At 40.4% G+C, this 13,188-nt stretch carries 14 protein-coding genes; all 14 read right to left on the bottom strand.

Annotation, left to right across the window (positions count from 1 at the left end):
- Window position 1: 1 nt before the first annotated feature.
- On the bottom strand, window positions 2-1,660 hold the full coding sequence (locus J580_RS18525) for an AMP-binding protein (protein WP_032005191.1): 1,659 nt from the start codon (window positions 1,658-1,660) through the stop codon (window positions 2-4).
- Window positions 1,661-1,669: 9 nt separating this feature from the next.
- Window positions 1,670-2,224, bottom strand: coding sequence for a septation protein IspZ (locus tag J580_RS18520; RefSeq protein ID WP_032005190.1), 555 nt, complete (start codon window positions 2,222-2,224; stop codon window positions 1,670-1,672).
- Window positions 2,221-2,475, bottom strand: a complete 255-nt coding sequence (locus J580_RS18515; RefSeq protein WP_001987856.1) for an acyl carrier protein — start codon at window positions 2,473-2,475, stop codon at window positions 2,221-2,223. Before J580_RS18515 ends, J580_RS18520 begins: the two co-directional genes overlap by 4 nt.
- 5 nt (window positions 2,476-2,480) lie before the next feature.
- Complete coding sequence (locus J580_RS18510; RefSeq protein WP_000067033.1) at window positions 2,481-2,741, bottom strand: phosphopantetheine-binding protein; 261 nt, start codon at window positions 2,739-2,741, stop codon at window positions 2,481-2,483.
- Window position 2,742: 1 nt separating this feature from the next.
- Window positions 2,743-3,546: a lysophospholipid acyltransferase family protein gene (locus J580_RS18505; RefSeq protein WP_014208347.1), complete on the bottom strand. Its 804-nt coding sequence runs from the start codon at window positions 3,544-3,546 to the stop codon at window positions 2,743-2,745.
- Window positions 3,531-4,145, bottom strand: coding sequence for a beta-ketoacyl synthase chain length factor (locus tag J580_RS18500; RefSeq protein WP_032005188.1), 615 nt, complete (start codon window positions 4,143-4,145; stop codon window positions 3,531-3,533). The genes J580_RS18505 and J580_RS18500 overlap by 16 nt, the downstream gene beginning before the upstream one ends.
- Before the next feature lie 196 nt (window positions 4,146-4,341).
- Window positions 4,342-5,751 carry a ribosome biogenesis GTPase Der gene (der, locus tag J580_RS18495; RefSeq protein ID WP_005066184.1) on the bottom strand — a complete coding sequence of 470 codons (1,410 nt, stop codon included), beginning with the start codon at window positions 5,749-5,751 and terminating at the stop codon, window positions 4,342-4,344.
- A gap of 189 nt (window positions 5,752-5,940) precedes the next feature.
- Window positions 5,941-7,086: an outer membrane protein assembly factor BamB gene (bamB, locus tag J580_RS18490; protein ID WP_032005187.1), complete on the bottom strand. Its 1,146-nt coding sequence runs from the start codon at window positions 7,084-7,086 to the stop codon at window positions 5,941-5,943.
- Window positions 7,086-7,784, bottom strand: a complete 699-nt coding sequence (locus tag J580_RS18485) for a YfgM family protein (protein WP_017398816.1) — start codon at window positions 7,782-7,784, stop codon at window positions 7,086-7,088. Before J580_RS18485 ends, bamB begins: the two co-directional genes overlap by 1 nt.
- A gap of 28 nt (window positions 7,785-7,812) precedes the next feature.
- A complete protein-coding gene (gene hisS / locus J580_RS18480; protein WP_032005186.1) occupies window positions 7,813-9,105 on the bottom strand; it encodes a histidine--tRNA ligase in 1,293 nt (430 codons plus the stop codon).
- Window positions 9,102-10,217 (bottom strand): flavodoxin-dependent (E)-4-hydroxy-3-methylbut-2-enyl-diphosphate synthase, encoded by a 1,116-nt coding sequence (gene ispG / locus J580_RS18475; protein WP_002115078.1) that lies wholly within the window; start codon window positions 10,215-10,217, stop codon window positions 9,102-9,104. Before ispG ends, hisS begins: the two co-directional genes overlap by 4 nt.
- Window positions 10,218-10,238: 21 nt before the next feature.
- Window positions 10,239-11,030, bottom strand: a complete 792-nt coding sequence (locus J580_RS18470; protein ID WP_002114935.1) for a helix-turn-helix domain-containing protein — start codon at window positions 11,028-11,030, stop codon at window positions 10,239-10,241.
- Window positions 11,021-11,821 carry a type IV pilus biogenesis/stability protein PilW gene (gene pilW, locus J580_RS18465; RefSeq protein WP_212750317.1) on the bottom strand — a complete coding sequence of 267 codons (801 nt, stop codon included), beginning with the start codon at window positions 11,819-11,821 and terminating at the stop codon, window positions 11,021-11,023. Before pilW ends, J580_RS18470 begins: the two co-directional genes overlap by 10 nt.
- A gap of 14 nt (window positions 11,822-11,835) precedes the next feature.
- Window positions 11,836-13,071, bottom strand: a complete 1,236-nt coding sequence (rlmN, locus tag J580_RS18460) for a 23S rRNA (adenine(2503)-C(2))-methyltransferase RlmN (RefSeq protein WP_002115097.1) — start codon at window positions 13,069-13,071, stop codon at window positions 11,836-11,838.
- Between the last annotated feature and the right edge of the window lie 117 nt (window positions 13,072-13,188).

Below are 13,188 nucleotides of genomic sequence, written 5' to 3'. Positions count from 1 at the left end.
TTTAACCCTCTACTTCCGTTTGCAAAGCAAATAATAATCGCCCTGAAGCCAGAATTTGTTCTGAATCACGTAGTTCAAAACTCACTTTATGCTCTTTTCGAGAAAACTTGAGTTGTACTACAGCATAAGGGCGAATCAGGTTTTGGAATTTTAACTGCTCATATCCCTGACACCAGCTCAAATCAGACCAAATTGATTTAGCAAATTGTTGTAAAAAGCCTATTTGCCCAACCCCAGGATAAATGGGTTGTGTTGGGAAATGCCCTTTAAAACATGCTAATTCAGGTGGAAATTCCAACTCCCAAATGTAGTCATCTGAATTTTGAGACTGTGACAGCACCACGGGTTGTAACATAGGCTTAAATAGAGTTTTCAAATAGTTTTTATTGAGTTTGGACTGAGTATTTTGTGGTAACTGGCTAAGGAAACGCCATTGACGAGGAATCGCCATCGTTTCCAAGCTGTCTTTTAATTGCTGTTTTAAATGGTTGACAAAAGCGGACTTACCTTGCTGTTGTAACTGCTCACGAGCTTGTTCTGTTAGAACAACAATACAACCCAACATTTGGCGTAGCTCATATTCAAGTACCAATACATGACAGTGTTTTACGACATCTAAAGCCTGAATAGTTTGCTCGATCGCATCTAGACTTAAACGCTTTTCTTCAAGTTTTACAATTCGATCTGTACGCCCCATCAGTTTAAAGGCCTGACATGTTGCATCTGTCCATGCAGCACCATCACCTGTGGTAATCCAGTCATTCTCATAGGCATGATTACTCTTGACCATAAGCTGCTGCTCTTCAATACGAATAGCCACATTACTAAATGCAGTCCAAGCATCTTCATCTTTAGCGCGATGGGCAATACCACCAGTTTCCGAACTTCCCAAAACTTCAATAATCGGACAATTTAGTAAAGGACGAACCCCACTTTCTAGCTTGCCCCCGGAACTAAAGACCATCTGGCAGTGTTGTAAAACAACATCGGTTGTCCAGCGTTTTAATAAAGCAGGACTTGAGATCAAATAATTGCTTAACCTCATTGTTTCTAATTGTTTTTGGGCTTGTACCACATCTTCAGGGAATGCCATTTGAGGATTATAAAAACTTCGACCTGTAGCAAGTGGTAGTAATAATTTAAACAGTAATCCATAAATATGTTGATGACTAACTGTTGCAATCGCAGTTGCATGTTCATCAAAGCTAAAACTCTGACTCAACCCTTGGACTTCGTTAAGTAATTGTCTAAGTGTTCTTGGAATTTTTTTAGGTTCTCCAGTTGAACCCGACGTATAAAAATAGAGTTGAGCCTGCTCTAAAAAAGCATCGTCTAACATTAAAGATAAAGGAACAACTTCTCCAATTTCTTGACGCTTTAAAAAATAAATCTGTTGTGCTGCAAAATCCTGTTCTAATTCACGCACTCGATTGGGTGGCAAAAGTATTTGTTTTTTCGCTAACAAAGCAGCAAAGAATAAAACCAGAAATTCATAACTATCTGCTTCCCATAAAGCCCAAGTTAGATTTTCCATTTGAGCAATTGCAGCAGCTTGTAACGCCACATCCTGCCAAAATTGATTAAAACTGGTCGAGTTTAGAGTACCGTCTATACAAAGTGGCTGAGCTGAATCGATGAATTTTTGAAAGTGGCAATACATAGTTTTTAATTAATGATTTGAAGAATGTAAACGCTGATGTCGCTTACGCAAAATAAATTCACCAAGGAGCAAAATGCCCATCAGCACATAAGAAATAAAGCCATTATAAATGACCCAAACCTGAGTTGAGGTAAAAAGCACAGTGCTTAAAGCAATCAGTGCATTACAAAAAAAGAAAATACACCAAACTTTGGTGACCTGTCTGGTCCACTGTACGCCAGAAGCAGGTAAATCAGGTTCAACGAGTCGGGAAAAGCGCTCAATCATAGACGGCGGCTTAATGAGTGTCAGCGAAAAAATAATTAATGCGCCTAAACTCATACCCACTGGATATAACTTTAGCCAAGCATGGTCATGTAACAATAAACTTAGACTACCGCAAACGATAGCAAAACCCGTTAATGGCCATAATAACGAGTTGCCTTTGCTAAAAAGTCTGATCACACCCAACCCGATGAGTAAAGCACTCACCCAGACAAATTGGCCGTGACTCAAACTCCAGCCCACAATAAAGGGATACAGCACAAAAAGTGCCGTCATTATCCCTTTAAGAATAAACTTCATTCAGCAGTCATGTTCTGAATAACCGTCACCACATCAAGTACGGTTCTCACATTTTTAAAGTCTTCAGGCTTTACTTGCTTGCCTGTTAACTCTTTAATTTTTACAACTAAATCGACCGCATCAATACTGTCTACATCAAGATCAGAATAAAGGTTCGAATCGAGTTGAACAGTCTCTGGTTCAATCTCAAACAAATCTTCCATCCATTCGCGGAGTTTAGTTAGTACTTGCTCTTGAGATAACATCATCACGCTCCTTATGACTTCTGTTGTGCTTCAACTAAAGCAACCAAGCTCTGGATTGACTTAAAATGCTGTTTGGTTTCATCCGACTCTGCATTTAAATGAATGTTGTAACGCTTTTTCAAAGCCAGTCCCAACTCAAGTGCATCAATCGAGTCTAATCCTAAACCTTCTCCAAATAATGGAGCTTCTGTATCAATATCGGCAATAGTAATATCTTCTAGTGCTAGAACATCAATAATCATTTGCTTTAGTTCATCAGCAAGATTGCTCATTTCAAGATAACTCTTCATCAAAAATTTTATAAAAACTACGACTTAACTGACGAACTTGTTTAGGTCCTACTGTTAAATCATCTAACAGATCTGATACTTGCACAGCATCTAATACCTTGACCTCGATATGAAATGGTTGAGATGGTACGTGGTACCATTTTTCATTCTTGGTTAAAGTTGATGGTGTACAAGTAATAATTACTGGGCGAATTGGTACATTTGCACGAATGGCAATATTGGCTGCGCCTCGCTGAAACTCGTTTAGGGTCATCCCTTTTTCAGTGCGCGTTCCTTCCGGAAAAATTAAAAGAGAAGCCGCATTATTTTCTTTTAGACGCTTTACACAGTCTTCAACAAACTGCTGAGAACCTGCATTTAAAATATAACCTGCGCTTTGTACGGGTCCTTTGGTAAATGGGTTCGACCAAAGAGACTGCTTCACGACACAATTAGCCTGCTGCATCATACCAATTAGTACTACAACATCAATCAAAGTCGGATGATTGGCAATCACCAGCTCTTGGCGACTATTTTGTAGTTTTTCTAGCCCCTCTACCGAATAAGTCATAATGCCGAGTTTGACCATCATGTCGGTAAAGCCTTTGAAACTATGTTTAATCACATTTTGCGCACGTTGCTGTCGCTTTTGCGGATCAGAAGTAGTTGCATTGAGTACGGGTGCAATCACTGAGGCAATGGCCATACCACCCAGCCCAAAACTGGCAAAGCTAAAGCCAGTAGCAGCCACACGCCAGCAATAATTACTTTTTTGCTTGAGATTTTTAAGATTTAGCATTTGTTCCACCCAAATGCAGATGTTAACTGGTCAGCATCCTGCCAAAAATGAGCAAAAGCAGGAGCATCTGCTTCATCTATATGCGTCCACGCGGTAATTTGTAAATTAGGTTGCTCTAGAGTAACGACAGCAGCCATCGCATAGGCAGGAAAATTGATTGCCTCAGCATAAATATTAGGTAATGGCTCATCATAAGCGACGACTAAGACCCGCTTACTCTCAGGCATTGACTTTAAAAGTGCATAAGCCTCAATCAAACCTTCAGTCCATGAACAGCTTAAGCTGGTAGAGGGAGTATCATCCTGACATAAAATCGAGTAAAGGCCAGAAATTGCATTATGAACAGACGTTGAAAATTGTGTTGGCGATGGAGTTTGATCATTTAAAACGTCTTGCAAGATATTTAACGTTTTTGCCTCATCACCATATTTTGATACCCAAACAATATAATCGGCCTTGTTACTTTCTAATGCACCGATCGCACTATTTAAAGCAAGTTTAGCCAATGGTGATAAACGTCTACGCTGCATAGCTGGGATACGGTCGAGAGCCGCATAGGAAGGCTGAGCATGTGTAAATATAAGCTGAGCAAGATGTAATGTTACCATGCTAAAAAATGAATCCTAAGCCGCGTTATTCTGTCGAAATATAAATTATTTTATAAAGATGCTGATTATAGCATTCGTTATAAAATTTACAAAAAATTACGTTTATCACTCACACTTTTTCATAACTCTTCGGAGTAGCTCATTTATTTGCAAAAAAAACCCAAAGAAAACTTTGGGTTTTTGAACAGTAAAAAACTTAACGGTTAAATTTTTTCTCTGCTTTTTTGAATTTCTGAATGTAGCGACGGCGACGTGCAGCAGTACGTTCATCAACCTGACTCTTACGACCTTCAAATGGGTTTTCAGAAGTTTTAAAGTCAATACGAACTGGCGTACCTTCGAGTTTATATACTTTACGGAACACGTTTTCTAAATAACGGCGATAATCGGCAGGTGTCTTATCAACCTTATTACCATGGATCACAATAGTCGGTGGGTTCTGTCCACCCATATGCGCATAACGCATTTTAATACGACGACCGCTAATCATTGGCGGTTGATGAGCTTCTGTCGCATCACTCAAAATTTGAGTCAATTTAGCTGGTGATACTTTTAAGTTCGCAGACTCATAAGCACGGTGGATAGAAGGATATAAATCACCCACCCCAGTTCCATGTAAAGCAGAAATTAAATGGATTTTTGCCCATGGAATAAAGTCAAAACGACGTTCAACATCAAGCTTACACTGCTTGCGGTCGTATTCAGACATGTTATCCCATTTGTTGATGGCAATAACCATGGCACGACCAGCTTCAAGCGCATAGCCAATTAAATGCAAGTCTTGCTCAACAATACCTTCACGCGCATCGACTACAACCACTACAACATGTGCATCTTTCATTGCTTGCAAAGTTTTAACAATTGAGAACTTCTCAATCATTTCATCAACTTTACCTTTACGACGCACACCTGCTGTATCAATTAAGGTGTATTTACGGCCTTCACGCTCAAAAGGAATGTAAATCGAGTCACGCGTTGTACCTGGTTGGTCAAATGCCACCACACGGTCTTCACCAAGCAAACGGTTGACCAGTGTTGACTTACCAACGTTAGGACGACCAATAATTGCTAAACGTAAGCCAGTATCTTTGTCATGTTCTTCAGGATTTTCATCTTCTGGAACTTCCGCAAGTACATCTTCCAGCATTTGCTGTACGCCACGACCATGGCTAGCGGCAACTTGTAATGGTTCACCCATACCAAGTTTATAGAACTCAACCAAAGCTGCTTCAGCATGAACACCATCTACCTTGTTCGCAACAAGATAAATTTTCTTGCCTAAAGTACGTAGTTCACGAGCAATTTGTTCATCAGAAGCTAACAACCCAGCACGAGCGTCAACCACAAAAATAATAATATCTGCTTCATTGATCGCTGTTTTTGACTGCTCGGCCATGTAGTTATCAATACCGCCTTCGCTCTCACCGATACCACCAGTATCAACAACAATGAAAGACTTATTTTGATAAGTCGCATCACCATATTTACGGTCACGAGTCAGACCCGCGAAGTCGGCTACAAGTGCATCACGACTCTTGGTAATCTGGTTAAATAACGTTGATTTTCCGACATTCGGACGACCAATGAGCGCAATAACGGGTTTCATACAATAACCTTAATTCAAGCCCAGCCATATCTCATGGCATGAGCATTAGAAACAATACAGGAGATATATTTTAAGGTCAGATATGACCATAATAAAAGACGGGGCTTTGAACTGATTTAATTCAAACACCCCGATATTTTTTTAACAGCGTAATTTGTTAAGCGGCTATTTTAGCACAAGCAAATGAAATTAACGATTCTGCCAAATACTTAAATCGCCTTTTCTGGTCGAAACGTAAAGTTGGTTCTCAATAACACGTAATGTATTGACCTCACCACTTGTTTTTGAACGACCAATCAACTTACCTGTTGCAGGATCAACAAGATGTAATACGCCATCTAAATCACCAACAATAAGGTCCGATCCCAACACAACAGGGTTACTTAAATGACGGTTTAATAAACTATCATTTTGCCAAACTTGTTCGCCTGTCGTTAAATCATAAGCAGTTAACTTACCATCAGTTGATGAAACAAATACTTTATTGTCATAAACTTCTGGACGCTTCGTGCTACTTGAGTCTTCACTCCAAACTACACGTTGAGAAGCTAGATCAGTTACAGTCACTTGTCCTTGGAAACTTGTAGTTACCATAAACTGTCCAGCAACAGTAGGATCACCATCGATATCAATCAAACGTTGAATATCAGAACGACCTTCACTTACCGCAACACGACGTTGGAAACGTGGAATACCACTAATCGTATCAATTGCATAAACATACGCATTCGCAGATGCGATTAATACGGTACGCGGGTCAAGACTCACCGGTGACGCCTGACCACGTAAACTAAATTGGACATTTGGTAATTTATAAGCCCAAACTTGTTGGCCTGACCCAGCATCATGCGCAAATACAGTACCATCATTAGCAATGGTAATAACGCGTCCAGACTGAACTAAAGAAGGACTTAATAGTGCACCAGATAACTGCGCAGTCCACTTTTGTTCACCTGTTGCCTGATCTAAAGCAAAAAGTTGACCTTTACTATTACCAACAACAACAATTCCTTCAGCAGCTTCAACACCAGAGCTCAAGCCTAATTTGCTGACTTTTTTCTCCCAAAGACGCTGCTTACCACGATATGCAGCGACTTCACCTTTTGGGTCAAGCGTAAAGACCACGCCCTCACTTGCGTCAAGCTGCAAACGTAACGGATCTGCCTTATCAGTAGAAGAAACACTGCGCGAAAACACGGGTACTAGAGTCTTTTTCGACTCAGTCAATTTCGGTAGTGGATTTGGTTTTGCTTCTTTTACTTTGTTGCTAGAACATCCCACCAGTACAGCTGATGCGATTGCAATTGCCAAAGGCAGTTTGAATTTCTGATTCATTAAGACTCTTCCACCTGTGTTTCCAAAATTGGGCGCTCAATCTGTGGATCTTCAACTAAAACGCCAACACTTTCGAGTTTAATTTGTAAAATTTGTCGTTCTTGTTTACGTTCCAGTAACGAATCCCATGCTGCCTGATACGCTTTTTTAGCAGAATCAATATCTTTCTTGGCAACAAAGATATCACCACGTAACTCTTCTACTGTTGCTTTAAATGCAGGATCGACGTTACCAGACAAGGTTTTTAGTGCTTCATCATATTTGTTTTGCGCCAATTGTGCATCTGCTAAACGCAATTTTACAACCTGAATCAAACCTTCATCTTTTACTTTTGAATTTTCGACTTTCTTCAATGCTTTTTCAGCAGCAGCATAGTCTTGTTTTTCATAGGCTAATTTTGCTAATACAAACTGAGTCTGTATCGCCTGAACAGAATCGATATCATCTTTTACGATTTTATCTGCCGATGCAGTGACCGAAGTTAAAGCATTAGGATTATCAGCACTTGCATTTGCCTCATCCATTAACTGCTGTACTTTTGCAGTTTCTGTCTGGCTGCTCGCAAGATTTCTTTTTTGCCAATATTCCCACCCAAAAAAGGCAATCAATGCAATGAGAATCCCGCTAATCATGGCAGAACCATATTTTTTGGCGAACGACTTTAAGCTGTCGAATTGTTCTTCATCACTTACACTCATGTGATTGTCCTTTTCCAGATGTTTCAGTTTATTTTGTAAATTTTTCGATTAAGAATGGTACAAGCTCAGCCAGCGCAACTTGTGACTGCTCAGCTGTTGCTAACTCTTTGATAGCAAGCTGCTGTGCTTCCCATTCACGCTCACCTAAAATCATGGCGTAAACAGCCCCAGCCTGATCAGCTTTTTTCATCTGACTCTTCATACTGCCTTGTGAACCTGTTTTGATTCGAATACTGCTATTTGCAGCTTCTAACTGGTCACGTAATTGTTCTGCTAAAATCAAAGCTTTAGTTTGATAAGCAGGCTCTGCAACCAAGAATACTTCACAATCACGAATAACTTGAGCTTGTTCAACCTGCTCAAGTAGAAGCAATAAACGCTCCATACCCATTGCAAAACCAACAGCAGGTACAGATTGATCGGCCTTACCTTTTAGCTGACCAACTAAACCGTCGTAGCGACCACCAGCACATACAGTACCTTGCGAACCTAAAGCGGTAGTTGTCCATTCAAAAACGGTTTTATTGTAGTAATCCAGACCACGCACCAATTTTTGATTAATGACAAATTGGATGCCAGCAGCTGTCAAATAATCTTGTAACTGCTTAAAATGATCCAAACTTTCTTCTTTCAAGAAGTCATGTAATTTTGGCGCATTTTCTAAAATTTTCTGAGTAGATTCAATTTTAGAATCCAAAATACGTAATGGATTCGTTGTTAAACGACGCTGTGAGTCTTCATCCAACGCATCTTTATGCTCGTTTAAAAACGCAACTAAAGCATTACGATACTCTGTACGCTCTTCAGTTTCGCCCAAAGTATTTAACTCAAGCTGAACCTTATCAGCAACGCCCATACGTTTCCATAAACGAGCGGTCAACATAATCAATTCAGCATCAATATCAGGAGTCGCAACACCGAAAGTTTCCACGCCAAACTGGTGGAACTGGCGGTAACGTCCTTTTTGTGGCTTCTCATAACGGAACATAGGTCCCATATACCACACGCGTGGCGTAGCACCGCGCAACAAATTATGTTCAACCAATGCACGAACACAACCTGCTGTACCTTCCGGACGTAAGGTTAATGACTCGGGTGGATTGCCTTTGTCAAAAAAGGTATACATTTCTTTTTCAACAATATCGGTAGCATCACCAATAGCACGTTTAAACAAGCCCGTTTGTTCAACGATCGGCAAACGAATTTGTTGATATCCATAAGCATCCATTAAAGATGCTAAATGTTGCTCGAGACGTCTCCACGCTACTGTTTGCGTTGGCAAGATGTCATTAAAACCTTTGATTGCGACGATTGAACTCATGATGAACTACGAATAATTTCTTTAGATTTAGCTTCTTCAAGCTCTTGGACACGTTGACGAACCATAGTTTCGATTTCATCAACCAATTGATCGGTATCGATTAAATGGCTTTTTTCACCATTACGATAAACCAATGAGCGAGGCGCAGCCCCAACAACCCCGATGTCAGCTTCTTTTGCTTCACCCGGGCCGTTTACTTTACAACCAATTACCGACACATCCATTGGAGTACGAATATCTTCTAAACGCTCTTCCAATGCTTGCATTACCTGAATAACATTAAATTCTTGGCGAGAACAACTTGGGCAAGCAATAAAGTTAATCCCGTTAGAACGAAGCCCTAGTGATTTTAAGATATCAAAACCAATCTTGATTTCATCTTCCGGTTCGGCGGCAAGCGAAATACGCATCGTATCGCCAATACCTTCCATCAACAATCCACCAAGGGCAATCGCTGATTTCACAGTACCTGTACGGTAAATACCAGCTTCAGTTACGCCTAAATGTAATGGATTATCAATTTGCTTTGAAAGTAAACGGTAAGCATCCATGGTTAAAAACACATTTGAGGCTTTTACGCTGACTTTAAATTCATGGAAGTTGAGACGATCTAAAATATCAATATGACGTAGTGCTGATTCAAGCAATGCCTCACCTGTAGGCTCGCCATATTTCTTTTGTAAATCTTTTTCTAAAGAACCCGCATTGACCCCAATACGCATAGAAATGCCATGATGACGTGCCGCAGCAACAACTTCACGCACTTTCTGATCTGAGCCGATATTACCTGGGTTAATACGTAAACAGTCTGCACCATAGTCTGCAACTGCCAGAGCAATTCTATGGTCAAAGTGAATATCAGCCACCAATGGAACTGAAACACGTTTACGGATCGCACCAAATGCCTCAGCAGCCTCCATAGATGGGACCGAAACACGCATAATATCAGCACCTGCATCAACGCAACGCTCGATTTGAGCAACGGTTGCATCGACATCGCAAGTTTCGGTATTTGTCATACTTTGCACACTAATAGGTGCATCGCCACCGACATACACCGAACCAACACGGATTTTACGTGTTGGTCGACGTTTAATTGGGTTCTCTATCATTGTATCGCTCAACTCATGGTATTAGCGGGATAAACGGAATTCTGCTTTACCGTTTACCGTATATGGAGACAATGAAATCTGTTCTTGGTTTAGACTTAATGACACAGCCGTTGCATCATCAAGACGAATCTGGAATGGAGACTCACCAGTTAAGTTTAAAGTTGATGACTGGCGACCTGTCGCCAAAACTTTACCTGTTGCATCAACAATATGAACAGAAGTTGGTCGGTTAAAGTTTAACACCAATTGGTCACCCACGGTTGAGGTTGTAGCCCCTTGCATAGGTAAAACTTCAACATTCGATTGATTTACTTTAGGTAAATCAGCATCTTCTTTCTTTGAAGTCCATTTTTGGACACCCATAACAAGCAATGACACAACAGCAAGAATTACAACAGCAAGAAGTGCGCGCTTTAACCATTTCTTATTACGATCACTATTAGAACCCGGGAGTTTACCCATGATTTTAATTGGCGAATTATTTAAGGCATGATTTGGTAACAGCCCAGTATCATTTGCATAAATCTCATCGAAACGCTGAATAATTGCCGTCGCGTCCGTATTCAAATATTTTGCATATGAACGGTAATAACCCTTAATGAAAGTCGCTTCCGGCAATGATTTATAGTCATCTTGCTCTAAAGCGGTCAAGGTCTTAACCGGCATATTTAAATCTGAAGAAACTTGCCCTAACTCTTTATTCTGAGCAACTCGAATTTGACGTAAATACTCACCAGGACGTTGAATATTTCCTAAAGCAGAAGTCGGTAAGCTTGAGCCAGTTGGCTGCTGTGAATTAGGATTTATTTCCATACGGCCTCAGTACTATACTGTAATTGCAAATAACGTTGATATTCTGGACTTTCCGGGAACAAAGCACGTAACTGGTTTACTAACACTTGCATTCCCATTTTACCCGCATTGGCTCGAGCCACTCTTACACCAATCCAAAGTGCTCTTGCACCCTGATTTTTCTGCCCCACTGTACGAACATATTGCTCATACATTTGTGTAGCAGCCGGAATCTGCTGCTGCAAATAAAAAATTTCCGCTAACTCTAACATTGAAATATAAGAGTCGCGGTTAGCAAGGAGTGCTTGTTTGAATGTTTTTTCAGCATTCGCAACATCACCCAATTTTAAATAAATACGCCCCAGATTTTCTAATGCCTGATAGCGTTGGTCATAACCTAATGTTGCGCCAGCAATACGAAATTGCTCAACCGCATCATTATAACGCTCCATTTGATATAAATAAGTACCATAATTATTATGTGCTTGAGCATTATCTGGTTCAGATGAAATTGCTCGTTTAAAATAATGTTCTGCTTTTTCTAAATTGGGTTTGCTACCTTCTTGCTGTAGCAAAATACCCATCATCATATTTGCAGTAGCATCGCGGCTATCTACACTTAAAGCTTGATCAAGAGCTCGCTTTGCTGAATCCAAGTCACCCGAACGGATATGTTCAGCAGCAAGTTGTGTACGCACCTTTACTGCTTTCTCTGGGTCTTTTTTTTGCGTATGCGTTGTCTGGCAACCACTTGCCAGAAATGCAACTGCAATCCCCATACATAAGACCGTTTTTAACTTTGGAATACTCAAAGCCTGCCCTCAATTTATCCTTGTGTACGCAAAATCTCTTGACGCTGTGTGACTTTTTTCTGCCACTGTTCAGCACGACGGGTTCTGTCAGCCACTTGACCCACTAACTGCCCACATGCAGCGTCAATATCATCACCACGTGTTTGACGAATCGTACACACAAATCCCGCATCAGACAAAGTTTTTTGGAACGAGATAATACGATTTCGGCTTGAGCGACCATATGGCGCATGCGGGAACGGGTTAAACGGAATCAAGTTAATTTTACTTGGTAAATTTTTTAATAATTTAATCATTTGCTGTGCATGTTCAGGCTGATCATTCACGCCTTCTAACATCACATATTCAATCGTCACATGTTTACGCGTACTTTCATTACCATCTTTGGCAATATAACGCTGACATGCTGCAATTAACTGAGCCAATGGATATTTTTTATTAATAGGTACTAATTCGTTACGTAATTCATCGTTTGGCGCATGTAAAGAAATGGCTAAAGCCACATCAATGTCTTTTGCAAGCTGGTCAATTTTCGGTACAACACCTGATGTCGATAAAGTCACACGACGTTTTGACATGCCATAAGCAAAGTCATCAAGCATAATCTGCATTGAGCTTAATACGGCATCATAGTTGAGCAATGGCTCACCCATGCCCATCATCACAACATTGGTCACTGAACGTTCGCGCTCGGCAACAGGCACTTCTTCCATATAAGAATAGTTTGCCATCCAGAGTTGCCCAATAATTTCATCTGGCGTTAAATCACGTTGGAAACCTTGTTTGCCTGTTGAACAAAATGAGCAATCTAATGCGCAGCCCACTTGAGAGGAAATACAAAGCGTTTTACGTAACCCAGTTTTATCTTCAGCAGGAATTAATACAGTTTCAACTAAAGAACCTGCACCCTCACCTACGCGAAACACCCACTTACGTGTACCATCTTTTGAGTAATGACGGTGAACCACTTCAGGTGCTTTAATTTCACAAATCTGTTCAAGCTTCGCACGTAATTTGCCTGAAATATTGGTCATTTCAGCAAAGTCAGTAACAAAGTATTGATGTATCCATTTCATGACCTGTCCGGCACGAAACTTCTTCTCACCAATATCTTCAAAGAATTTTTCTAACTCAGGACGAGACATGCCGAGTAAATTCACTTTATTTTCGGCAGCAGGGATTACCGGCGTGGACGAAGATTGCTGCTGTCCATCAAGATTTTCAGATGAAACGACCACTGCAGAACTCATGTGTATTTACCTAAACCATGTCAAAAAACTGAAGATATTGTTCAAGAATCAAACAATATTCTCTTAAGAGAATAAAAAAACCAGATAAGTAGTATACCACTTATCTGGTTTGAATGC

The organism is Acinetobacter sp. 1542444 (assembly GCF_000581835.1).
In the GTDB taxonomy this organism is placed as follows: Bacteria; Pseudomonadota; Gammaproteobacteria; order Pseudomonadales; family Moraxellaceae; genus Acinetobacter; species Acinetobacter pittii.
Note: the sequence above shows the minus strand (reverse complement) of the source record. Positions and strands in the feature narration are given on the sequence as shown.